This is a genomic window from Bacillus sp. AY18-3 (assembly GCF_008042305.1).
GTDB lineage: Bacteria > Bacillota > Bacilli > Bacillales > Bacillaceae_G > Bacillus_A > Bacillus_A wiedmannii.
This window is the reverse complement of sequence record NZ_QKQR01000026.1, coordinates 1-23,275: the sequence shown is the minus strand read 5'-3', so window position 1 is coordinate 23,275 and position 23,275 is coordinate 1. Positions and strand designations below refer to the sequence as shown.

Genomic DNA, 23,275 nt, shown 5'->3' with positions numbered 1-23,275 from the left:
TAGGTGAGATTTTGGCGACACAAGAAGAATTAGTAGTTCAGTTTCGGGCTGAGACAGACCAAATCCAAAGAGAATTAGCCGCTATGCAACGAGAGATGAACGAGTTTGTAAATGCAACTTCTCGTTCATCTCGATATTACCACCGAAGCCTCGAGAGCATGGGGGATGCAAACAGCGAATACAGCCGACGTTTGCGTCAAATGAAATATGAGCAACGAGAAGCAATGAGACCTCATATTGAAGAGTTAAAAAGAACAAAACTAGCGTATTTAGATGCTGCAATGGGAATGGCAACATACACCGGAAGTGCTCAAGATTTAATTGCTCAAGTTAACGAGATTGGTAAGGCTGAGAAGGCTGCGAATGATGAAATAATGAAGTTAGATAGAATGAAGCAGGCTAGTATATTACAAACAATAGGTATGCTGAACAATATGTCTACGACTTCTAGTAAACTACAAGGTAATTTACAACGTATGGGCAATCCGTTGTATAACGTCTCTAGAGGAGCTTTGATGGCAACAAATGCAATGGAGCGACTAGCGAATAGAAGTAGTGCTGCTCAGTTAGCTTTAGAGTTCCTGGGTCCTAATGCAAATATGAAAGAACTTAACGATCAGATTCGTATTATTAACCAATCTGTTATGGGTATGGGACAAGCTTTCTTAGTAGTTGGTATTGGTGCTGTAATGTTTTACAACAAACTGCATCAAGCTAATATGGAAATGAATCCAAAATATGCAGAAGCTTATAAGAATATGATGGAATCAATAACTGAAGCTTTAAAGCCAATGAGGGATGCTTTCGCTGCTCTTATGATACCGATATACAATTTCGTAAATGCCATAGCGAAAATGGTGATAGCGTTTAATGAGGCGCATCCAGCTTTAGCTAGGTTTATTCAAGGAACAATGATGCTCGTTCCAGCCTTAACACTCCTATTGCTACCCTTAGGGGCAGGAATGGGATTACTAAAAGGATATAGAGCTGCTTTTGCTGCTTTGTGGATGATTATCAAGCCTGCTGTATTGGTGCTAGCTATGGCAAGTCCTGTTGCTTGGGCGTTGGCAGCTGCGATAACCGGATTGGCGGTAGGATTTGCTTACGCCTATAAGAATATAGAACCTTTCCACAACGCTATAAATAATGTTCTAAAAGCATTTAAAGGTTTTTGGAAGGTGCTTTCAGGTAAAAAAGACGCTGGCGAAGAACTTCTTAAAGCGGCTGGATTATCTGATGAAACAATTTCTAAACTAACAGGTGCCGTAGATAAAGTGCATTATGTTCTTAATGGGACAAAAATGTTATTCCAAGCCTTTTGGCAAGAATTAAAGAGTCGTGGTAGTGCAGATAAAGACTTATTACGTGCTGCAGGGCTATCTGATAGTGCTATTAATGCATTTACTGGTGCTGGAGCTAAAATCGGACACAATTTGAGTGCTATTAGTATGCTTATTGGGGCGTTTGGTAAAGAAGTAAAACAACAAGGAAGCGCAGATGTAGATTTATTAAAGGCTGCCGGAATATCAGATAATGCCATTAACGCTTTTACAAAAGCAGGAGCGAAGGTTAATCACAATCTAAATTCAATTAAATTATTGTTAAAAGCATTCGGACAAGAAGTGAAAGCTGGTGGTACAGCTGATATTGACTTACTTGTTGCTGCCGGAATCCCTGTAGGTGCAATCGAAAAGGTTGTCTCTTTTGGTCGTGCTCTTAATAGCGCTTTAAATACAGTAAAAGCAGTCGTTAAAGGTTTTGTAGCGTCATTGGCTGGCAATAGCGATAGTGGCGCAGAAATTATGAAAGCTATGGGGCTTAATGATAGTTTAATCACAATGATCTTAAACTTTGGTGAAAGGTTAAGAGAGACTTTCGCTAGCATTAAAGAGGCTGTAGTTAGTGCTTTCCACGGAGACTTTACGCAAATAACGGATTTGTTCGCTAAATTAATACCTAGTATCATCGCCATCTTACTCGGTGGAGTTCCTGGATTAGTAATTGGGATTTCGACGTTATTTGCTCATATGGCAGATGCGTTTGGAGTAAGTGGAGAAGTGTTGATCCAAAAGTTCGGAGAGATAATGAATACTCTTGTTTCGACGTTTACAACATTTGTCTCTACTCAATTGCCAGTGTTTTTAGAGCAAGGCGTGAAAATGATAGTAAGTATTGTGCAGGGCATTACACAAGCTCTTCCTCAAGTGGTAATGGTAATTTCTCAGATCATCACAACATTTGTTACAACCTTAACAACATTATTACCGCAAATAATAATTATTGGGATTTCATTAATCCAAACATTAATATCTGCAATGATTCAAGCGTTGCCTCAAATGATTAATGCATCGATTCAAATTATAAATGCATTAGTCCAAGGGATAACGCAGACGTTACCATTAATTATTGACGCTGGAATTCAAATCATAACAACATTAGTACAAACTATAATCCCATTAATCCCGCAATTAATTGATGCAGGTATTCAAATTTTAATGGCTCTTGTAAATGGGATAATTCAGATATTACCGCAACTAATAGATGCGGCAATTCAAATTATAACAACGCTGATGAATGCTATTGTCGAGAATTTACCTTTAATTATAGATGCTGGAATGCAAATTCTAAATTCAGTGATTCAAGGTATAATTCAGGTTTTCCCGCAGTTGATAGATGCGGCGTTACAAATTATTACGCAATTAACAGATGCTATCGTTCAAAATTTACCGCAAATTATAGAATCAGGGATACAGATTTTAACTAAACTTATTGAAGGTATTATTCAGGTTCTTCCACAAATTGTTGATGCAGTTATAAAAATAATCGACAAATTCACAGAAGTTATTGTCCAGAACCTCCCGCAGATTATAGATGCAGGTGTTCAAATTTTGACAAAATTAATCGATGGGATTATTCAGGTGCTACCTCAATTAGTTTCTGCTGCGATACGACTAATGGCGGAATTATTAAAAGCAATTATAGAACATTTACCAGAATTACTTGATGCAGGTGTACAATTAATCGGCGCTTTGATTGACGGGATTTTGAGTTTGCTCGGTGAAGTATTCGGTTCCGGTGTCGAAATAGGTGGGCAACTTTTAGATTCTTTAGGAGATGTTGACCTTTTTGATATTGGAGTTAATATTGTTCAAGGATTAATAAACGGTATTGGTTCGATGGCTGGCGAAGCCTTATCAGCAGCTCAAGAAATTGGTAGTAGCATTGCTGGAACTGTAAAAGGAGTCTTAGGTATACATTCTCCATCTCGTGTGATGAGAGACTTAGGGATTTATACCGGGCAAGGGTTAGTAAAAGGTATTGGTTCCATGGAAAATCCAGTATATAGAGCAGCTAAGACAATGGCTACAACTGTAAAAGATGCATTTGATTCATTATCAGAAGGAATATCTCTTGGCGATGTTTCAATGGGTACTGTATCAGGACCTGCAATTCCTATGGTTTCAGCAGGTTACAAAACACCTTCTAGTATTTCAAATGTATCTTCTACTTCAGGATTTGGCGGACAAACTTTAAGTAAGTCAACAAACGAATCTAAAGTTCCAAATAACGTTCAAAATGCCACTCCTGCTGTTATTGAGAATGTAATTGTTATTGATAGCACAGAAGTAGCTAGAGCAATCGGAGATACGATTGACGTAGATCAAGGGAAACGAATTGTAAATCAATCATTCGTTATGGGACAAAAGGGAGGATGGTGATGAAATGGCTGAAGTAATTACATTAGGAACGACAGTACAAACATTAAGCGGTCAGAAGTATGTGTTAGAAGAACTAGGCATCATGACAAGAGACTTTAACCCTCAGTCACCATCGCCTGTTCATAACTTCGAAACAGTTGAAAATAGACATGGAACAATTGATAGAGGAACAGTTTATGGTCAACGTACTATAAACTGTTCTTTTTATTTTAAAGCAGTTGATATGTGGGATTATGCGTTACTGCGAGATGAGGTATTTCGTATATTTGATAGTAGAGAAGCTTTTTATATTATAGATCAACGAAATCCAGGTAAAAGATGGCTTGTGAAGTATAGCTCACCTTACAATATCGAGCAAAATTGGAAATATGGATTCTTTGAAATTGATTTTATAACTGTAAAACTGCCATTTGCAGAATCAATTGGAACTACAATGGATCCTTTTGATTTTGATTCGGATCTTTGGCAACTCGGACAAGGATTAGTGGCTGAGGATACAATGTATGTACACAATACTACGTCTTTCCGAATTTATAATGCGGGAGATGTATTAATAGATCCTAAGAGTATGCCATTAAAAATAAAGTATAAAGGTAAGTCTAATAATCTAAATATAAAAAACGTTACTACAGGTGACCTTTGGAGTTACACAGGTAGTACGACAACAGAGCGCGATGTTATTACTCTAGATGGAGTCAAAGCGTATCGAAATGTGCTAGGAAGTATTTTTAAAAATACGAATTGGGGATTAATTACGTTAAAGCCTGGATGGAATGACTTTGTGATAACCGGTGCAACAGGTGACTTTAAAGTCGAATTTGATTTCCGATTTTATAATTTGTAGGTGAAGTTATGTTACTAGTTACAGGGATAAGTGGGCAAACAGAGATGCTTTGTGATTATAAAGAAGTAAGAAGAAAGCGGAGAGTTAATGGAGAACACTCGCTTAATTTCTATCAACTTAACACCTCAGAAGCAGCGCATGCTTATAAATTGTTAGATAAACGATCTAGAATAACCATTCCTGAGACAAGTGATGAATACATTGTTCTTGGGATATCAAAAGTAGGTCATTACGGTAAACGAATAAATGCTATGCATGTGTTTCTTGATGAATTTATTAATCAGCATAAATATGAATTACTGAACGGAACTATTAACTTTAAACAATTCTGCGATTTCTTATTTACTGGTAGTGGATGGACATATGTTAATAACGGGGCATTCGCTCCACAACTATTCGAAAACTTTGGTCGAGATTCTAAACTAGCGCTGCTACAGAAGGGGCTAGATAGATACAAAGCAGAGTTTTCAATCGATAACAAAAACAAAGTAATTACATTTAAAAATGAGATTGGTAAAGTGACAGATTCTCAATTCCGGAATGGTCATAACCTAAAGACTTTTAACGAAGAAACGGATATGTCTAATTTTTGTACTGTTATCCGGGGATTTGGCAAAAAAGATGACGGCACCGAGTTTTCTGTTGAATATAAATCTCCATTAGTTAGTGTATATGGTGAAATACATCAAAAATCAATTGATGATGATCGTTATAAGTATGAAAATTCATTGTTAGAGGCGTGCAAAAACAATATAAATGACATACCTCAAACGAAGTTTAATGTTTCCGTTGTTGATTTATATGAAAATGGATTAAAGATGCATCCATATGATTATGGCGATTATGTATATATGCTATATGAGGAGGCAGATATCACCGTTCAAATAAGAATCATAGAGGTTATTGATGATCCAGTTAATAACAGTATTTCACCAACGTTTGAATTATCAACTTTCAAGACATTACGAACTGCAAGCGCAATTCAAGCGCAATTCCAACAAACTCAGAGAGATATTCAACAGTTGATGGATGATGAAGGTAATTTAAGCTTAGCGTTGAAACGCTTGTACATGACCACAGAAACATTTGCGGATAACACTGGAGTCTGGTATATAGATCCTAATGATAAAAATAGATACGTCCATATTGGTGCAGGAGGCCTCGATGTTCATCGCGGTCTTATTCGTGTTGAGCGTGATGATGGTTTTGCAACCATTATCGGTGGCGCTATACAGTATGGTTTTGATATTGCAGGTCACTATCCGCCATTCCGTGGAATTAACATAGTAGAAGATGGCTGGTGGTTAACATCTACATCGGACGTCTTGGACAGTTGCCAATTTTACACTTTTGAACATAAAACAAGATATGTGAAATTAAAGGCGCAGATTTTCACAGAAGCAGGAGGAGAGGTTGAACTTGCAATGGTTTCTTCTGATAGCGGTCAGCAAATCATGAGTAAGATTTCATCCACACAGACTTCTCCACCGCCACAAAATGATGATGTGGAGCTTGTGTATGATTTAGGCGTTCCGAATGGGGAACTAAAAAGTTTTTATTTAAGAATGAGAAACAAGGTAGCGGGTAAGAAAGCGTATGCTCGTGTGTTTCGCGTGTGGCTAGAAGGTTAATAGAAAACGAATTTTATATAAAAACAAACTTTAGGAGGAATTATTTATGAAATCAGTTCAAATTTACTTAGGGAAACCTCAAACAAACAAATTAGTGGTATGTGATGTGCAACAAAATCAGCAAGTTACTGTAAAACAATTCATCTTCAACAATTCATTAGAAACTGAACAAACAGTAACATTAACACTGAATACTATCGATATTATGACTGTTAAAGTGAAACCTGGTGACAATGTACGTGATACATTTATCGTTCTAAATTCTGGAGATAAACTGTTAATTCAACAAGAGACAGAAAATGCAGTAAACGTAATGATTAACGGAACCTCTGAAACTACTATCCAATATTAAACAGGGAGCCCACGGGGCTCTCTTTTCTTTTTATAAAAACCATGCCGAACAACAATGTTAAAGAAAAGATAGGTGATGTAAATGCCAATGAATTTAGATCGATGGGGCAATGATTTGTATGACAGACTACTACGTAATGGAACCAATAATAATTGGGATAAAATTGAAGGTTCCTACAACAATATCGAAAAAATCAGTAGCAAAGCAACATTGGATGCCACGGCAGCAATAACAAAAGTAAATACAGCTGAAGAATTATCTAAAAGTGTACAAGAACAATTAAATAAAGCAGTAATACAAGGAGATTCTTCCGTAGAAGCAGCTCAAGCGCGCATTTCCTTGGATGGAACACCTTTTAACGTTTTGAATGACAGATTGAATTACATGGAGGCGAGTAATCCCGAAACAGGAATTATTGCTTTTACGTTTGATGATGGTTTTTTTGAAGATCGATTAACATATAGTATTTTTAAAGAATATGGTTTTCCTTGTACATTTGCGCCAATAAAAGATAGGATATTTACTTATAATTACATTGATAATTATCGTAAGTACCAGCAAGATGGTTTTACTATAATGTCTCATTCATGTACACATCAAGATATGTCTACAGAATCCATGTCTTTACAAGAAGCTGAGTATGAAATTGCCAATAGCGCTAACAGCTTTGCTAAGTACGGATTAAGTGTAAATGGATGGGTAACACCTAATAGCACATTAAACGATAAGTATTTAGATTTAATTAAAGCAAACTATGATTTTGCGGTGACACGTCATAATGGTTTTTTAAATGATGATGCAGTTGGACATGTATCGAAAGCACATGATCCGTACAAACTTTATCGATATAGTTTGACTTGGAATAGCATCGATAAAATTAAAAAAGCTATTGATAATTGCATAAAAGAAAGAGGATTATTATTATTTTATGATCATCGTACTGGCGCAGGTGAAGGTCATGTAGATGAATCGAAATTAAGAGCAATTCTAGCTTATGCAAAATCAAAAATAGAAACCAATCAGTGTCGTGTGCTGAATATGAATGATGCTGTATCATCTTTCTTCGGAAAACAATTAGTTGATAAGAAACAAGAATTGGTTACAGTTAATGTTTCTCCTAGTTTATTCGATATTACGATGGCTGGATTAATAGAGAAAAAGTGGTTTTTTTCAAAACATTTAAGCAACATAGGAGAGGTGTATAAAACAACCATATTAAATAAAGAAGAAATTGGTGTTATTGAATATCCAGGGAACATTCCATCTGGTAAGGCAAATAGTATGCAAACAAAAGTCCCTTTAAGAAATTTAAATATGAATAATATAGAGAACCAAAATATATATTTCGCACAAGATATATGGGGCGATGGGGATATTCATAAGGTAAAGTTTTCTTTAGAATTACGTTATGTAAAGGCAGATGGGAGTTATGACGGCACACATGTGAATGAAATTAAAGTAAGTAATAAACGAATGAGATTCGAATCTATATCTACACCTTTCAAGCTCATGGATTTTGACCATGCAATGATATATCTTCGTATTGAAGCATTAGACAATATTGCAGCACCATTAAAAGTCTTTTTAGGTAAACCAGTTATTTCTTTCGGTGTACCCAAAGCAGATTTAACCCCAATTCAGGAAACTGTAAATAGAGACAGTGGAGAAATAAGAGTAAGTCTAGACGCTGTTGTTCCTTTAGGAGAATCTTGGCCGTTAAAAACTTGGATTAATTATACTTTAAATGCATTTGAAAATGCCTATATCAAAAACTCAAATAATGCTACTTTTGAAGTGAAAGTAGGTGGATACTACAGTATAAATTTCAACAGTCATTTTGATGTTAAAGGAAGTGGTTCACCATCAGCATTCGGTAGGCTTGTTGTAGATATTGGTAAAACAGGATTTGCAGCAAACACTGCTGAAAGGAATATTTGCTACTATCGACCACCAGATGATCGATTTTCTATGCAAGCGAGTCATCTATTGTACCTTGAAAAAGGGGAGAAAATCTATATTCGAGGGTTCTATGACGATAATCAAGGCACTCTTACAGAATATAGAGAAAAGGCATCAATTCGCGTAACGTATGTACGTTAGGAATGATTTGAACAAAATACGGCTTTTACAACAAAACTAAGCGCGCTTATAGCATGCTTAGTTTTAGAAAAGGCGACTGTAAGTGTAATGTATATGGGTTCTAAATATTAACGAACGTATTTGGTGTGGAGTAAGTTATCTTTGTAAAAGAACTAAGGATTAAGATTAATAAAAAGTGATTTAAAAAACGTTACTCTTAATGTCAATTAAATCACTAAGTTAAATTAATCCTGTGAATCCACGTCGTCATGATTATTACCGTCTGAATGATCATGAGCGCTTTTTATAGATGCTGTAATAAATGCGGTTGTCATCACGGCATTCGTCCAATTTGCTTCAGCATCATTAGCATTTGTTCCTGGATCGTTCTGATTACTATTTTCTTGTGTTGAGGAATGATTTTTTAATTCTTTTTCAATAGATTTGTTAGGTTTTTTCTTCCTGCCAAAAATCTTCATGAATACTTGTAATATAAAACATGCAATGAAGACAATTAGAAGGAAGAAAAAGAAAATTAATAATAAATCAATTATCTCTTTCATATGAATACCTGCTTTCTACTTAACACGATAACAAAGAATACAGTATAATAAAACATTTCGGTGAAAATAAATAATAATAAAATCATTCTGAATAAAATACAGCTTTTACAACAATCCAAAGTGTGCTTATAGCATACTTTTTTTATTTTTTAGAAAAGGAGTGAAAAGATGGATCGTATTGATGTATTAATGAAAACATTTATAGCTACCTTCGGGGCTTTTTGTGGGTACTTTTTGGGAGGATGGGATACAACATTGAAAGTTCTAGTTATCATGGCAGCTATCGACTATATCACAGGAGTATTCGCAGCAGGTTATAACGGAGAGTTGAAAAGTAAAGTCGGTTTCAAAGGCATCGCCAAAAAGGTGGTGCTTTTTCTTTTGGTTGGAGTGGCAGCACAGTTAGATTCAGCGTTTGGAAGTAATAGCGCTATTCGTGAAGCGACAATCTTCTTCTTTATCGGGAATGAGTTGCTATCTCTTTTAGAAAATGCGGGGCGTATGGGAATCCCTTTACCTTCAGCATTAACAAATGCAATTGAAATTTTAGGTGGTAAGCAAAAACAAGTAGAAAGAAAAGGAGAGGTTGAATAATGGGTAAATTTGCAGGTTCAGGTGGTCATAACAAAATTGTGCCAGGTGCAAATAGTCAATTCGGAATCGAACATGTGGAAGATAGAAAATTCTTAGATGCCGTTGCTAATTATGTACAATTAGCAGGGTGGGAATATGTTAACTGTTCTGATGAAGTAGGAACGACGAAATATGATGTTTGGAATAATGCGGCCAATAATCATTTGCGTGTTAAAGAAAGTACAGTAGATTGTCAGTTTCATTTAAACGCTACTCCAGGAGGTACAGGATGTGAAGTTTGGTTACATCCTTCATATGGAAATAGAGAACTAGCAGCAAAGATTTCGAAAGCAATGGCTGATGCTTTTGGATTAAGAGATAGAGGAATTAAATTTTCTACTGATTTAGGATGGATTAATAAAACTAAAACTGGACTATTACCAGAGATTTGCTTTAATGATAATGAAACAGATATGCAAAAGTACCGTGCTAATTTCGATAAAGCAGCTAAAGCAGTAGCTGAAGTAATTGTAGGTAGATCCATTCAATCATCCGGTACAAATCAACCTACTACGCCATCTAAACAAAATATCATCCAATCAGGTGCCTTTTCTCCTTACGAAACTCCTGATGTTACAGGGGCGTTAACATCCTTAAAAATGACCGCTAAATTCATTTTGCAACCTGATGGATTAACATATTTCATTTCCGATCCAACATCAGATGCACAATTAAAAGCACTGAAAGAATATCTTGACCGTAAAGGTTGGTGGTATGAAGTTAAGTAAAATATACTATATTATAGCAAGTGAAGCCTATGTGTATGTGAAGTAAGGAAAAGAGCCGTTTCCTGTAGTGGAATCGGCTCTTTTTTATGAAAATACATTTTCCAAATTTTTTCTGGTGATTCAGATGGAAGATATTTAATGAACTCACACTTGGTAAATTTAAATCTCCTCCAACCATTTTACCTTGTTGTCTTTAGATTTTCGTATTCTCATCAAACTTCTTTACCAGTTAAATTATCAAAAAATCTTATTTTTCCATTTTCAGAAACTAATTGTAAATCACTACCTATTGGTAGTTCGTATATTCCCAGAATGGCCGGTTCAATATTTGCTACAGTATTAAAATCACATACTACTAAATTATCAGGATTATTAATGTAATCATCATCATCAATTTCTGAAAAAAATCTCCAACCATTATCTACCGCATCTATTGATTGCTCTCTCAATATCCATTTCAATTTTCCTGTTTCATTTATTATATTTTTTGAAACAATACAGGCCCCAGCTTTTTCAATAAATTCAATAGGCTCTTTTTGATTCATATTTTTCCATCCTTTCGATTAAACTTGATCTATATGGGAATTTTCTAGCGTATTCAATAGCTGAAAATCCTGTACTATCTTTAGAAGTTAAATCTAAGTTTGGTTGAGAAAACCACAAATTATATAACTTTTCTAATTCTTCATCTGATTTGTTCAATCGAATTATATAAATTAGTGCAACTTGACCCTTTCCATCTTTTTCATTAATATTAACACCTTTTTCTATGAGTCTTTCACATAATCTATAAGTTTTTTCAATATCATTTTTTCGTTGCCCTAATAAAACATGCAATACGGTCTCATCTTCCCTATTTTTACATAATACATCAATATTTTTATCTAATAAGAAATTACTGATTTCATAGCGTGAAGATAAGTCAGTATTTGACAACGAAAAGAATATCAAACTTTTTCCATCAAATACATTTTTTTCATCACCATCTTTGTATACTTTCATAAATTCACTTGTATTTTTTAATTTTGCAATTAAATCAATTTTTATTGTCAACACCCCTTTTAATTATTCTAATTTATGGCTTCTATTAGTACTAGGTAATTCAGGACGATAGTTATCTGGATTATTGAACCAATCCCTGAACTCTTTTGGTGTTAACTCACCGTTTAAATATCTCTTATGCATATCAGAATATTTGTGTTCTGGAAGGTGCCCCATGTCCCAAACATTTTTTCTAGGTTGACCAGGTTTCCACTCAATTATTTTTTCTGGATAGAGTGGATCTCGCACCAATCCATCTGGCCCTTTTGCATTCTCAAAAGTTACTTCTGGTACTTTCTTTCTAAAGGATGGTCTATTTTTAGGTTCTAAATAAGGTCTATTATCTATAACTTCAGTAATATCCCCTTCACCTTTAATAGTAACAGATCCATCTTTTGCAATGACCTTTTTGGCAACATCTTTATCCGTACCCTTAACTACATTGGCTCCTCCAACAGGTACTTTTTTAGCTGTATTTACAGCCTCAGTAGCCTTAGCAGTCATTTTAACTCCTTTTCCTACTTTAGCTATCTTTCCAAAGGGTGTAAGGCCGGCTACAGCCATGACACCTGCCCCAGCGCGTTCCCACCCCGAAAGTTTTTCGCCAGTAGATGGATCAATACCATCCCAAACACGACGAACATCATACTCACCACTTATTTCACCCGCTATATCCCTAGCTAATTTTTTACCATCAAATCCTTTTTCCTCCGAAGAAGGCTTACCACACATTGCACCTTCTTCCATTGTAACATCTTGATCATCCGCATTACGGAATTTTTCGGCAATTCGTTTCAAATCCTCTTCCACTTTTATAATCGAATTGATAGATGTAAAAGCTTTTGGTCTCGCATCGTTGAACATTTGAACGAATTGTTGATTAGAGGCACCAATCCATTGAAAACATAAACGATCTATTTCATTACATAGATTATTATGTATAGATTCTAATGCGATTCTGGTATTATTTGCACGATTAGCGACGTCTTCTAGCATTTCAGGTGTTACTTTGATTTGAACCATTTTTTTCCTCCCTTTCCCCAATTAAAATTATGAGATAAAAAGAAAAAAATGTAAATACAGAAACTTTAGATTAGTATAATAATATTTATGTGAAATAAATAAAATCCTCCCTATTAGGTGATTTTTTATTTTACACCAATAATATCGATAAATTTCAACGTCATATTATTATAAAATGCATCCGTTGTAGCGTTATGCGGTGAGCTATTTATTATGGTTGGTAGCCAGGAACGGGGATTTTCCCTCATTTCAAGGGCAGGGATTGGTTATATTGTAGTCCAAATGATTCCGTTATTTATGAGGTTGCTTGTTGAGATTGCTAAGGCTATTTAATTCTATTAACGGATTTATTATTGGAATAAAAATCAAAAAAATTCCTTCTTTTACTAATTTAAAAATAGTTATATAATGATTCTTGGAATGATATTATTGACGTTTAAAATTAAGGGGAGAGAATAGTAATGAAAAAAATAATAATTTCTGGTGTATGTGCAGCGGTATTTGGTACAACTTTTTTTGCGAATAACTCTATGGCTGAGACATCAGGTACTATCACAAATCAGGGAATACAAGCAGCGAGTGCTCAAACTAGTAAATTTATAGATGTGCCCGATTGGCATTGGGCATATAATGAAATTAACTACATGGTTGACCACAATATAATGTTGGGATACCACAATGGTTATTTTGGAGCTGTAGAAAAAATAACGCGTGAAGAATTAGCGGCATTCTTATATAGAACGGTAGAAATTCCCGATTATGATATGTCACAGCCGCTTCCTTTCAATGATATAAATGATTCAATGTTTAAAAAGGAAATTGCAGCAGGATATAAAAGTGGAATTTTCTCTTACGAATTTAATGGTCATTTTAATCCAAAAAGAATCGTAACCCGAGCAGAACTTGCTCAAACTTTCGTAAACGCTTTTTGGTTAAACAAGAAGTTTGATCATCAATTTAATGATATGCAAGGACACTGGGCTAATGAAGCCGTAGAAATTTTATATAGTAATGGTATTACTGGTGGTGTAGGTAATAATAACTTTAATCCAGACGGTACAATTACGCGTGAACAATTAGCAGCATTTCTATATAGAACTATTCCAATGTCCATCAAAGATCTACGAGATAATGCTAAGTAAAAAATAATTAAAAGACTGACTCTTATGAGTCGGTTTTTTATTTGCAGGAATTTATAAAACATCATGGAATACTGTCACTAGGAGGTGTTGTGACGTTATGACGGACGAAATTGTTTATTCTGCTAGTGAAGTATACAAACGACTAGGAATATCCGATAGCACCCTTAGAAAGTACATGGAAGTATTATCACGTGAAGGATTTGCAGTAAAGAAAGATAATCGCGGCAGACGCCAATACACAGAGCATGACGTTATGGTGATTGAGAAATTAATTGAGATTAGTAAGCATGACGGTATGACGCTAGAAAAGGCAGCGAAGATAATAGCACAGCAAATAGAAAAGGTTAATCCAGGTTTAATTAAAGAAGAGCCAAAGGAAATAGACCTAATACCATTCCACATTCAAGAACAACTTCAGCAGCAGTACGGTGTTATGGCGCAAGAAATGAAACAGGGTATGTTGGCAATGGAGAAGCGATTAAGTGAGCAGGCGAAGCAAAGTAACGAGGTAATCAAAGCGAGTGTAGAAGCGCATAATGAGCGAGTGGAAAAACGATTGGAAGCGCGGGATGAGACGCTTATGAAAACGCTGCGTGAGATGCAGGAAACGAAGAGGTTGATGCAGGAATTTCGGGATGAGGTTGCTGCTGCGAAAGAGAAGCAAAAGCCGTGGTGGAAGTTCTGGTGAGAGCAGGAAGATGCACGGCAAAATAGAGTTATAGAAAAAAGTGGATCCCTAGTTAGAGTAGGGATCCACTTTTTTGATATTAATAATTAGGCAATAGTGTGTTAGAAGGAATCATAGAAACGTTTTTTTACTATTTTCATGTATTTTTTTGCTTTATTCAACTTTACTACGTTATATATTAATACTAAAATGTAATAGATGGCAAACAAAATATGGTAAAAAATGAATTAAATATTAAAAAGTGAATGGAGAAAACATGTTGAATAAGAAAATTTGGAAGGCAATTGGATTTTTTTTTGTAATTGGTTTCGTATTTAAAACGATATTAGGATTATTTGGAGGCGAATTCCAGGAGATTGAAAGTGATGCGAAGAAGCAGGCTAAACAATCATTAGAACAGGAAATTAAAAAAGAGACAATAGTTAGTTATAAAATTGAGGGAGTTCAGGTTATATCTGATAGTAAGCTGGATTCACCTGATAGTGATGTGAGGACTGTCGAATTGAGAGTTTTAACTAATTCCAAAACAAGTGATGGTAATGAAGTACCTTATCCTTTTAACTTTACATATTATCAAAAAAAGGGGAGTCACGATTGGAAATCCGTAAATAGGTATAAAGAATAATTTGTTTTTTATATCTTTTCAGCTTAAATAGATAATAAAATTGCCGTTTTTTTGCTTAGCGTGGTTTTTTTCAAAAATGCTGGTGGGTACCCCATGCCCATCAACTTAAGGATTTTATAGCGTTCTCAAAACGAAAAAACGAGAAGCCCTACAAAAAAGTAGGGCTTATTTTCTGTCAGAAACTATGTCAGTTAGAATGTTCTGCTCATGTGCATTCACTTTATTAGCAATGTAGTAATCTAATATTTCATCAATAAGCTCATAATTTTTAACAAAGATAATGATGCAGGGATTTCGGGATGAGGTTGCTGCTGCAAAAGAGAAGAAGAAACCGTGGTGGAGGTTTTGGTAGCAACGATGTATAAGTACTTTGTTTATGAAATAAAAGGGAGAAGCGATATATAATGCTTTTCCCTTTTATTTTTTTCATGGTATATATGAAGGTAATTTTATAAGTTGAATTTAAAGTAATTTAAATATTAAGAATATTGAGAAGAAACTTTATCAATAACATAACTTTGGATTATATGTTAAATTTTAACTGTCAAACATTCTAATATTCTATTCCAAAAAATCTAAAATATTAGAATTTTATAAAACGATTCTAGGGGGAAAAGACGTTGAAAAAAACTAAGAAAATTTTATCTGGAGCTTTAGCAACGATGTTATTAGTAGGTGGTATTTCAAGTACTTCATTTGCAGCTGAATCTATTAATCCGGTAGAAGTTAATCAAGAATCTGCTGAAATGAAACAATTAGCAGCAGATATTCAATTTGTATTTGAAGAAGCATCTACTATTGAAAATGGGAAGTATGTAGTAGATGAAAAGAAAATAGCTGATAAATTTGGTCAAGAAAATGTATTAGCTATCACTACTTTTGTTAACTTTGCTAATGGAGAAGAAGTATCCACAAATAATTTACGTGGGCTTCCAAATTCACCAACAGGAAAAATCGATAAAGGTGGTATTCAATATTCTTGGTCTTCTTGTGTAGGTAATAAAATTATTGATGCTACAGGAATTGGATTTATTAGTGGTGGAATGTGGAAGCTTATTGAAAGACAAGCTTGGCAACAATTAGCTATTGAATTAGCTAAAGTAGTAGGGAAAAACGCAATTAAAGGTGGAATTGTAGGCTTTGCAGCTAGTCTAGCTTGGTACGGAACTTCATGTATCGGAAAATAAAAAATGTGAGGTTTTAACTTGAGATGAAAAGGAACAGTATTTTTTATATTTTTCCTATTGCTCTGTTATTGCAATATATATATTACAGAGGAATTAAAGTAGATGCAGATGTAACTTTTATAGACATGTTGGGAGTCTCTGTATTAATGACATTGTTTATGTTTATCGTTAATAAATTTTTATCGAAAAAGTAATAATTTCATAAGATTATTACTAGATTAGAACAAAAAACTCTTCTAAATAAGAAGAGTTTTTTGTTCTAATCTAGTAAATCTTTATTCTTTTTATATGATTGTTTTTAGGATAGAACAAAAAACTCTTCTAAATAATTTTTGTTCTAATCTAGTAAATCTTTATTCTTTTTATATGATCGTCTTAAGGATACATATCCTAATGAAAACATGAAAATTCCACTTAGTAATATAAGGATAACAAGGTCAATCCATTGTGATTGTGTTTTTGGGATACCAATTATGAGTGAGTATGCTATAAAAAATACTAAAATAAATTTTAATGAATTTAAACTAATACGATTTTTCTCTTTTTTAAATTCCTGTTCTGTTGTGATATTTGTATATTCAATTCCCGAAAGTATATATCTAGTGAATATATATATCACAAAAATAGAAATACTCATTCCTATAGATATTTCAGGATTAGGTTCTAAATTAGGGAAAATTCGGTGGATACTGAATAAAATTATAAGAGTAATGAACAGAATTATTGAGGCTTCAGCTAAAAAGTAAAGTGTTTTTTGTTTTTTATATTCATCCTTTGGTAATAAAATAGATAACCATGATTTTATCACGTTATTCAACCTCCCAGAATAAATCATTTAATGTTTTGTCTAACGCTTTAGCAATTGCTAAACAGAGTTGTAAACTTGGATTATATTTACCTTTTTCAATTAAACCGATTGTTTGTCTAGCTACTTTAACTTGAAGAGCTAATTGTTCCTGTGTTAAGGATTTTTCAATTCGTGCCAATTTTATCTTGTTTTTCATTAAACCACCTTCCTTAGAAATATATATGTAACTAAATGTTATTTATATATTTCTTTTTGTTAGTTATATATTACATTTAATTTTTTAATAAGTCAATTACATTCTATTTGGACATCAGGTATATATATCGTTTACTATAAAATGAATTTGAAAAAGAGTGCATAGAGACTATGCTGTTAGAGTGATTAAAAATTGGATTAAACTAATAGATTAAAAGAAAAAGAATGATATTAATGAAGGAGCACCATTCAGAGACTACAGCTGCGAAAGAGAAGAAAAAGCCGTGGTGGCGGTTCTGGTGACGATAAGAAGAGGAGGACTTTAAAATGATTTTAGAAGCAGTCATGTTGCAAATAAAAGACGGTATGGAGACGGAGTATGAATCAGTATTTAAGCAAGCATCCTCAATCATCTCTTCCATGCAAGGATACATAAATCATGAATTACAACGTTGTATGGAGCAGAAAGGAAAATATTTGCTCATTGTGCAATGGGAAACTTTAGAAGACCACACAATAGGATTTCGTCAATCTGAACAATATCAAGAGTGGAAAGCATTATTGCATCACTTTTATGATCCATTTCCAACAGTTGAACACTTTGAGCGTGTGGAGTTATCACAAAACTGAACTTGACCGTCTATTAATACTTGAAAAGTAGCTTCCAATAACGAAAAGTATGTAAATAAGCTAATGGTGGTTCTTGTAAGAGGTGGCATAAAAAAGAAGTATCCTTAGTGAGAAATAGGGATACTTCTTTTTTCTTTATTTATTTTCTAACGTCTCGTAAAGGCGTTTGTACATATCTTTATATGCTTTAGAATGTCGGTTGACTAGTTGGGAATCTACATAATGCTCAACTAGCATGTCAATGATGTTGTTAATTGATGTTTTATCCATACCTTCTTGTTCCTGTATAAATGGTTTAAGAGTATTTAGCTTTAGCAAAACAGCAGGTGAAAGTTTTGCTGTTTTAGATGGGACTAAACGTTTATCTGGTGTCTCTGGTGTCTGTATTTCCTTTTTTGTGTTAGTCTGATCACTTTGAATAGTTAAAGATGAACTATCGGTAATAGGTGTCACAGTTACTAAAAAAGATTTACTTTCATTTTCCAAAGGTACCACTCCTATTTAGTTTTTTCTTAAACTGTTAAAACTTTTTTGCTTGCTACATAAAGAGAATATAGAAATATCCCTATTTCTATATTTTTCACATCTCTGTTAAGAGCTTGAATTTCCTTTTCTGCTCAGGTGTCAGCTCGTTTTCTACATAACGATCTATAAGTAAGTCGATGATTTCATAAGTGAATTTTGTATTTGTAAGTTTCATTAATACTTCAAGTTCTTCTTTTGATTGATTAGAAATTTTAATACTACCTTGCTGATTTTTAAATTTCTTTTTTGGTTCAGTTTTTTCGTTTCTTTTTTCTTTTCGAGTTACTTGTTTTTCTTCAGTCTTAGGTTGAGAAGGAGTAGCTGGAACCTCGTTATTTTCCACTACAGCTTGTCCTTGCTCTGGTACATAGGGTTCAGTAGGTTCAAAGTTGCTTTTCTTTCTACCTAGCAAACCAGGAGTTCTAGCCATTTTACACACCAACCTTCATTTTTTCGAACATATCAATACGTGACAATAATTCATCACTAATCGTTTCGTATAGTTCAATTACATTCATATCATGTCTATCTTTTTCAGTGATACCATTCACATCAAATCTTTTAATACGTTCCATTTGAGGGACGATGTTTTTAAATAGGTTTTCTTCTCCAAATATTTCACGAGCATTTTCCATGATGTATTCGTCCACTTTACCGTTGTTTTTTAATAGGACAGGAAGAACGCCAACTACTTCAATATCAAGATCATATTGTTCTTTTAACTTGATAAGTTCATTAATATAGTTCTCGGCACCAGTAAGAGAACGTTCTTGTGTTTGCAAAGCAATTAGAACATAATCAGAAGCTACAACTGCATTTTTTGTAACTTCTAGCGACATAGGAGGTACGTCGATAAATATGTAGTCGTATTTATGCTTTATCTTTTCAAGTAATCCCTTAAAGTAATGATCTTCTTCAGCTTCCGAAGAACAATTTTTATAAAGGAATTTGGCGAAGTCCTGAAAATCAACATAAGAAGGTAGTAAATGTAAATTCTCCATAATTTCCACTTCTAAGCCGTCTAGGTTTCCCTCTTGTATTCCTTTCATTAATGTTTTTTCAACAGTAACAATTTCATCAGGATTAAGAATGGATTTTGTTAGCATCAGAGATTTTGTTGCGTTACTTTGTGGATCAAGGTCAACAAGTAATGTACGCTTGCCCTTTTTAGCAAATTCATAAGAGTTCAATACAGCATTTGTGGTTTTACCGACTCCACCTTTGTAATTACCTACCGTAATTGTAATAGCCATTTTTAACACTCCAGTTATAGTTTTTGAAATTTCCCTATATCCCTTTATAGAAATAGGGAAAAATAGAAATAGGGAAATAGGGATATTTCTAACTATAGAAATAGGGATATTTCTATATCTTTAAAGAAATTATAACAATGATATTTGGGTTATGCAATAGAATCATAGAGTTAGTAATTAATAACAAAAAACGTTGGTATCAAAAGATTCTTTTAATGTATGAGGTAGAGAGAATTAAGAAATAAATATGTAATTTCGTAGAGAAGTTAGTAGACGCAAAAACAAAGAAAATAGGGAAATATAGATATAGGGAAAAGGGGAAATATCCCTATATCTATAAGTGGAAATAGGGAAATAGGGAAATAGGGATATTATTAAAAAAGTAAGCAAATTCGCTGTTTACAAAGGATAATGCTTGTTGTAACGTAGTACACAACAAGCAACATTCTACAAAACAAAACACAATTTGATATTTTACATAAATGAAGATCATGAAGATTGATGAGATAAATTAAAAACAATTGAATATGAACACAAAACAAAAAGCCACTCCCATATGCTAACGGCTACCAACCTTTAGCGGGAATGACTCAGTTCTAGTAATTGCTACCAACACTTACTAGAATGAACTGTATTAACCCACAGTATTAACGTTTAAGTAGTGCACCAACACTATCCTTAAACAACTATGCCTTTTCACGAGGCTTCTTTGATATACCCATTTTATCATTGTTTGGATAAATATCAACTAGTAAATACTAGTTTTGATTATTTAATAATCCAAAAGATATAAATAGGGCATCTCTAAACCTAGAAGTCTTGTGAATGTACAGGCCATTTAGGATTTGGAGGTGCCTTTTTGTTTTGGTTCGCGTGGAATTGCCTGAAACCACGTAAATAAAAACTGATAAGCCGTAATTCCGTGCTGCTATACATATAGGAGGAACGTATTACGGCGTGGCTAGCTGTTGGTCGTGCAGGGGGTACAGAGTATACGCCTACAAAAACAGCACCCCTCATTGGAATCCTGTTCTTCTGGTGAGGGAGGGCGAGAACTTGCCCAGGGACGATTCTCTAAAAGGTTCGGGTGGTTATCGTTAGCATTACGGTGCTAGGGAGTACATTCAGTTTGTCGTGTAGGGACGATATTACAAGGACAAGCCATAGTAAAAGGATGTATGCGGTGAAGATCGCTGAGTGAACAGGGTCTATACATACGGATACCTTATAAGTGACCGCATGGCGAAAACAAGACACTTATCCATCTATTTTGATTGATTACTTTTTTTGTAGTTTTTCAAAGTAGGGGATAAATCTGCCTTCCAGCCGTTTTCCTTAATCGTTCCTACATGATAAAAACCCTCAAAACCTTCAGTCAAGCTTAATTATGAAGAATAAATAAAAAATATGAGATTGTTTAAGACCTGGTGGAATTACTCACTAAGATAGAGGAATATATAAGAGATTTATTACTTACTTGGTTAGAGGATAAGGGGACAGATGATGGAATAGGCCTTATTACTGAATTAGGTTTTATCAATCAGATATAGTACGTGAAATTTTAGTTTTTACAGTATGAAATAAGTTTATAAAAAGGGCTTTAAAATAGGCATTTAAACTTTTGTCCTAATGTACCAACGAAGAATTTGAGGTCATAGTCTAAATTATGTTGTAAAAAAGGAGTGATAAAAATGTATAATGAAAATCCTTTTTATTATTATAATGACTATAGACCTCATCATCCTAGTCAAATGACTCCGGGTGGTAGTGTATTAATGGGGCAGATTTCAATACTTGCTATTCAAAATCAAATAAATTTAGGTAGAGCAGGCCATTGTTTTAAATCGTATTGGGGAGGAAGAGATCATATTTTTCAACTAATTTCTGTTACAGGTACGGGTGAGGTTAGTATATTGGAGAATGGTCAGCCTGGTATAGTTTCATTTCTTGATATGGTAGGTCTAGAATATTTAGGTGTAACGTGTCCTAGTTCTTGGTCGTCTCCTGGATCAACTACAAATCCGACAACTGGATGGCCACCAAAATGTGGTTTTGTTATGACTCCTTAAGCTGTCCATATGGACAGCTTAAGTCTAATTTTATCAGTTGTCGAATGTCTGAAAAAAATCAAACTAATGATATTGTCGAGATCCTTTGGCAACTTCTTGCTGTGATGACTATCATAGTGACTTTTTCTCCAGCAACCACTATTAGTGGCTAATTACCATAAGGACTTATTTTTGAAATTTGCTATTTTTTAGAAAGTATGTTAATTTAAGAAAGACCTATTTTTGTTCGGTTTGAGATTAAGAATAAATTTTGTTTTTCGTCTAAGGTATTTGAGCAAGGGTAGTAACATATGTGTGGGTATCCACACTAGGAGGCAACAATTATGGAACAAGGTAAAGTAAAATGGTTTAATGCAGACAAAGGTTTTGGATTCATCGAGCGTGAAGGTGGAGAAGACGTATTCGTACATTTCTCAGCTATCCAAATCGACGGTTTCAAATCTTTAGACGAAGGACAAAGTGTAACGTTTGAAGTAGAACAAGGACAACGTGGCCTACAAGCTACTAATGTTCAAAAAGCTTAATATTAGCTGATGAAAGACCCTCTTGTAGGGTCTTTTTTTGATTTTGTTCCAATATTCCGAATACAACTTTTTTAAGGGGATTTGGGGTGCTTAACTTTTAATAAAAAAAGAAGATGTTAGAAATCATAATTTTAGCATTATGGGCTTTTTCTTTTAGTTATCTTACAATTATATTAGGAATACCAAAAAACGGATTATATATAGTCGTAGGATTTCCAATCTTATTTGTTGGCGGACTTTTGATTGTGCATCTATTTCAAAATAAGAATGAAAATGGAAAATAACTTTGATTGTATATCTCATACAAATCTAGTTCACATAACACACAATCATCGGTAGCAAGGAAAAGGGGGAATCCTATTCTCACAAGGGAACCTTCTTTTTTTGTTCTATGGATCTATGTATTTTTTTATACATTCCTATCCTGGTGCGATTTGAGGGTTATTGTTTGTTATCGGATTAGCCAAAAAACTGTATAAAATCTTGCTTACTCTTAGCTTGGTAAATCTGCATTTTCATAATTCTACTCCATAAAAAAAGACACCTTAAGGTGCCTTCCTCCGACTTGAACCACGTTCATTTAGTATAAACCTATCCGTATTCCCCTTTGTTATACGTGTAAACACATCCTATAAAACAGAATCGTCTATATACACCAGATTGTTAGTTAACAAAGTACAAGAGATTTAAGATTAGTATTAGAGTGACGCCACACCTTCTATAATGCTCGATATGTTACGCCTTTCAAAAGAATCTGCTTTATAGAATGTATCCACATTTTTTATTTTACTATATGTAATATTTATTTGGTGTATTTTTTACAGATATGTATAATTGCATAAAGTTTATAAAAAAATGAGAGTATAATTCGGTATTGTGTAATAAAGATAAGGCCCACCTACGGAAATAGGTGGGGTTTTTAACGCATAAGGAAAAGACACCCAAAGGTGCCTCCCACTACTTGATCTACATAAAACTTTTCTTATAGCACAAATAGGGGTACAGCCGAGATACGT

At 34.1% G+C, this 23,275-nt stretch carries 23 protein-coding genes and 1 pseudogene; 15 read left to right on the top strand and 9 right to left on the bottom strand.

Going from position 1 to position 23,275, the window contains the following annotated elements:
• The first annotated feature begins 11 nt into the window (after positions 1–11).
• The 5 genes from DM800_RS20870 to DM800_RS20850 all read left to right on the top strand — a co-directional run bounded on the left by DM800_RS20870 (position 12) and on the right by DM800_RS20850 (position 8,646).
• A complete protein-coding gene (locus DM800_RS20870; RefSeq protein WP_147787510.1) occupies positions 12–3,719 on the top strand; it encodes a phage tail protein in 3,708 nt (1,235 codons plus the stop codon).
• A gap of 4 nt (positions 3,720–3,723) precedes the next feature.
• On the top strand, positions 3,724–4,563 hold the full coding sequence (locus DM800_RS20865) for a phage tail family protein (RefSeq protein ID WP_147787509.1): 840 nt from the start codon (positions 3,724–3,726) through the stop codon (positions 4,561–4,563).
• Positions 4,564–4,571: 8 nt separating this feature from the next.
• The gene (locus DM800_RS20860) at positions 4,572–6,194 is read left to right on the top strand and encodes a phage tail protein (protein ID WP_147787508.1); all 1,623 of its coding nucleotides are present in this window, start codon (positions 4,572–4,574) and stop codon (positions 6,192–6,194) included.
• 46 nt (positions 6,195–6,240) lie between these two features.
• On the top strand, positions 6,241–6,546 hold the full coding sequence (locus DM800_RS20855; RefSeq protein ID WP_098733348.1) for a hypothetical protein: 306 nt from the start codon (positions 6,241–6,243) through the stop codon (positions 6,544–6,546).
• Between the two features lie 81 nt (positions 6,547–6,627).
• Positions 6,628–8,646 carry a polysaccharide deacetylase family protein gene (locus DM800_RS20850; protein ID WP_147787507.1) on the top strand — a complete coding sequence of 673 codons (2,019 nt, stop codon included), beginning with the start codon at positions 6,628–6,630 and terminating at the stop codon, positions 8,644–8,646.
• A gap of 224 nt (positions 8,647–8,870) precedes the next feature.
• Here the strand turns inward: DM800_RS20850 and DM800_RS20845 are convergent, their stop codons facing one another.
• Complete coding sequence (locus DM800_RS20845) at positions 8,871–9,188, bottom strand: DUF4834 family protein (RefSeq protein WP_147787506.1); 318 nt, start codon at positions 9,186–9,188, stop codon at positions 8,871–8,873.
• 168 nt (positions 9,189–9,356) lie between these two features.
• Between DM800_RS20845 and DM800_RS20840 the strand changes: the two genes are divergently transcribed.
• Both DM800_RS20840 and DM800_RS20835 read left to right on the top strand, forming a co-directional pair.
• Positions 9,357–9,782, top strand: coding sequence for a phage holin family protein (locus tag DM800_RS20840; RefSeq protein WP_147787505.1), 426 nt, complete (start codon positions 9,357–9,359; stop codon positions 9,780–9,782).
• A complete protein-coding gene (locus DM800_RS20835; protein WP_147787504.1) occupies positions 9,782–10,549 on the top strand; it encodes an N-acetylmuramoyl-L-alanine amidase in 768 nt (255 codons plus the stop codon). The genes DM800_RS20840 and DM800_RS20835 overlap by 1 nt, the downstream gene beginning before the upstream one ends.
• Before the next feature lie 212 nt (positions 10,550–10,761).
• On the opposite strand, the gene DM800_RS20830 is transcribed toward DM800_RS20835, so the two are convergent.
• Genes DM800_RS20830 through DM800_RS29465 form a run of 3 tightly spaced genes read right to left on the bottom strand, consistent with a single transcriptional unit; the run spans position 10,762 to position 12,613 of the window.
• Positions 10,762–11,094 (bottom strand): DUF2185 domain-containing protein, encoded by a 333-nt coding sequence (locus tag DM800_RS20830; RefSeq protein WP_147787503.1) that lies wholly within the window; start codon positions 11,092–11,094, stop codon positions 10,762–10,764.
• Entirely contained in the window at positions 11,072–11,605 is a 534-nt protein-coding gene (locus DM800_RS20825; protein WP_147787502.1) for an ankyrin repeat domain-containing protein, read from the bottom strand. The genes DM800_RS20830 and DM800_RS20825 overlap by 23 nt, the downstream gene beginning before the upstream one ends.
• Before the next feature lie 9 nt (positions 11,606–11,614).
• Positions 11,615–12,613, bottom strand: coding sequence for a WXG100 family type VII secretion target (locus DM800_RS29465; RefSeq protein WP_147787544.1), 999 nt, complete (start codon positions 12,611–12,613; stop codon positions 11,615–11,617).
• A gap of 461 nt (positions 12,614–13,074) precedes the next feature.
• Between DM800_RS29465 and DM800_RS20815 the strand changes: the two genes are divergently transcribed.
• The 5 genes and pseudogenes from DM800_RS20815 (at position 13,075) to DM800_RS20800 (ending at position 16,255) form a co-directional block, all read left to right on the top strand.
• A complete protein-coding gene (locus tag DM800_RS20815; RefSeq protein ID WP_147787501.1) occupies positions 13,075–13,755 on the top strand; it encodes an S-layer homology domain-containing protein in 681 nt (226 codons plus the stop codon).
• 97 nt (positions 13,756–13,852) lie between these two features.
• The gene (locus DM800_RS20810; RefSeq protein ID WP_147787500.1) at positions 13,853–14,443 is read left to right on the top strand and encodes a DUF3967 domain-containing protein; all 591 of its coding nucleotides are present in this window, start codon (positions 13,853–13,855) and stop codon (positions 14,441–14,443) included.
• Positions 14,444–14,702: 259 nt separating this feature from the next.
• The gene (locus DM800_RS20805) at positions 14,703–15,068 is read left to right on the top strand and encodes a hypothetical protein (RefSeq protein WP_147787499.1); all 366 of its coding nucleotides are present in this window, start codon (positions 14,703–14,705) and stop codon (positions 15,066–15,068) included.
• A 271-nt stretch (positions 15,069–15,339) separates the two neighbouring features.
• A pseudogene (locus DM800_RS30075) lies at positions 15,340–15,420 on the top strand (DUF3967 domain-containing protein); the annotation flags it as partial.
• 268 nt (positions 15,421–15,688) lie between these two features.
• Positions 15,689–16,255 carry a hypothetical protein gene (locus tag DM800_RS20800; RefSeq protein ID WP_147787498.1) on the top strand — a complete coding sequence of 189 codons (567 nt, stop codon included), beginning with the start codon at positions 15,689–15,691 and terminating at the stop codon, positions 16,253–16,255.
• A gap of 337 nt (positions 16,256–16,592) precedes the next feature.
• Here the strand turns inward: DM800_RS20800 and DM800_RS20795 are convergent, their stop codons facing one another.
• Complete coding sequence (locus DM800_RS20795) at positions 16,593–17,063, bottom strand: DUF3278 domain-containing protein (protein WP_012260149.1); 471 nt, start codon at positions 17,061–17,063, stop codon at positions 16,593–16,595.
• 1 nt (position 17,064) lies between these two features.
• Positions 17,065–17,259 carry a helix-turn-helix transcriptional regulator gene (locus tag DM800_RS20790; protein ID WP_076542722.1) on the bottom strand — a complete coding sequence of 65 codons (195 nt, stop codon included), beginning with the start codon at positions 17,257–17,259 and terminating at the stop codon, positions 17,065–17,067.
• Positions 17,260–17,585: 326 nt separating this feature from the next.
• On the opposite strand from DM800_RS20790, the gene DM800_RS20785 reads away from it, so the two are divergent.
• Positions 17,586–17,888, top strand: a complete 303-nt coding sequence (locus DM800_RS20785; RefSeq protein ID WP_097994670.1) for an antibiotic biosynthesis monooxygenase family protein — start codon at positions 17,586–17,588, stop codon at positions 17,886–17,888.
• A gap of 135 nt (positions 17,889–18,023) precedes the next feature.
• Here DM800_RS20785 and DM800_RS20780 read toward each other — a convergent pair whose 3' ends face one another.
• From DM800_RS20780 to DM800_RS20770, 3 genes are all read right to left on the bottom strand, one after another.
• Entirely contained in the window at positions 18,024–18,374 is a 351-nt protein-coding gene (locus DM800_RS20780; RefSeq protein ID WP_147787496.1) for a hypothetical protein, read from the bottom strand.
• Positions 18,375–18,468: 94 nt separating this feature from the next.
• Positions 18,469–18,843: a hypothetical protein gene (locus DM800_RS20775; RefSeq protein ID WP_147787495.1), complete on the bottom strand. Its 375-nt coding sequence runs from the start codon at positions 18,841–18,843 to the stop codon at positions 18,469–18,471.
• Between the two features lies 1 nt (position 18,844).
• Positions 18,845–19,666: a ParA family protein gene (locus DM800_RS20770; RefSeq protein WP_001018640.1), complete on the bottom strand. Its 822-nt coding sequence runs from the start codon at positions 19,664–19,666 to the stop codon at positions 18,845–18,847.
• Between the two features lie 1,775 nt (positions 19,667–21,441).
• Here DM800_RS20770 and DM800_RS20765 point away from each other — a divergent pair.
• Both DM800_RS20765 and DM800_RS20760 read left to right on the top strand, forming a co-directional pair.
• Entirely contained in the window at positions 21,442–21,735 is a 294-nt protein-coding gene (locus DM800_RS20765; RefSeq protein WP_147787494.1) for a hypothetical protein, read from the top strand.
• 323 nt (positions 21,736–22,058) lie between these two features.
• Positions 22,059–22,259: a cold-shock protein gene (locus tag DM800_RS20760; RefSeq protein WP_088094677.1), complete on the top strand. Its 201-nt coding sequence runs from the start codon at positions 22,059–22,061 to the stop codon at positions 22,257–22,259.
• Positions 22,260–23,275 lie beyond the last annotated feature (1,016 nt).

Bases quoted from the DNA above. Each gene is read 5' to 3' on its own strand.
- DM800_RS20865 (WP_147787509.1), top strand. From the start codon at position 3,724: ATGGCTGAAGTAATTACATTAGGAACGACAGTACAAACATTAAGCGGT.
- DM800_RS20860 (WP_147787508.1), top strand. From the start codon at position 4,572: ATGTTACTAGTTACAGGGATAAGTGGGCAAACAGAGATGCTTTGTGAT.
- DM800_RS20855 (WP_098733348.1), top strand. From the start codon at position 6,241: ATGAAATCAGTTCAAATTTACTTAGGGAAACCTCAAACAAACAAATTA.
- DM800_RS20850 (WP_147787507.1), top strand. From the start codon at position 6,628: ATGCCAATGAATTTAGATCGATGGGGCAATGATTTGTATGACAGACTA.
- DM800_RS20845 (WP_147787506.1), bottom strand. From the start codon at position 9,188: ATGAAAGAGATAATTGATTTATTATTAATTTTCTTTTTCTTCCTTCTA.
- DM800_RS20840 (WP_147787505.1), top strand. From the start codon at position 9,357: ATGGATCGTATTGATGTATTAATGAAAACATTTATAGCTACCTTCGGG.
- DM800_RS20835 (WP_147787504.1), top strand. From the start codon at position 9,782: ATGGGTAAATTTGCAGGTTCAGGTGGTCATAACAAAATTGTGCCAGGT.
- DM800_RS20830 (WP_147787503.1), bottom strand. From the start codon at position 11,094: ATGAATCAAAAAGAGCCTATTGAATTTATTGAAAAAGCTGGGGCCTGT.
- DM800_RS29465 (WP_147787544.1), bottom strand. From the start codon at position 12,613: ATGGTTCAAATCAAAGTAACACCTGAAATGCTAGAAGACGTCGCTAAT.
- DM800_RS20815 (WP_147787501.1), top strand. From the start codon at position 13,075: ATGAAAAAAATAATAATTTCTGGTGTATGTGCAGCGGTATTTGGTACA.
- DM800_RS20810 (WP_147787500.1), top strand. From the start codon at position 13,853: ATGACGGACGAAATTGTTTATTCTGCTAGTGAAGTATACAAACGACTA.
- DM800_RS20790 (WP_076542722.1), bottom strand. From the start codon at position 17,259: ATGAAAAACAAGATAAAATTGGCACGAATTGAAAAATCCTTAACACAG.
- DM800_RS20785 (WP_097994670.1), top strand. From the start codon at position 17,586: ATGATTTTAGAAGCAGTCATGTTGCAAATAAAAGACGGTATGGAGACG.
- DM800_RS20775 (WP_147787495.1), bottom strand. From the start codon at position 18,843: ATGGCTAGAACTCCTGGTTTGCTAGGTAGAAAGAAAAGCAACTTTGAA.
- DM800_RS20770 (WP_001018640.1), bottom strand. From the start codon at position 19,666: ATGGCTATTACAATTACGGTAGGTAATTACAAAGGTGGAGTCGGTAAA.
- DM800_RS20765 (WP_147787494.1), top strand. From the start codon at position 21,442: ATGGGGCAGATTTCAATACTTGCTATTCAAAATCAAATAAATTTAGGT.
- DM800_RS20760 (WP_088094677.1), top strand. From the start codon at position 22,059: ATGGAACAAGGTAAAGTAAAATGGTTTAATGCAGACAAAGGTTTTGGA.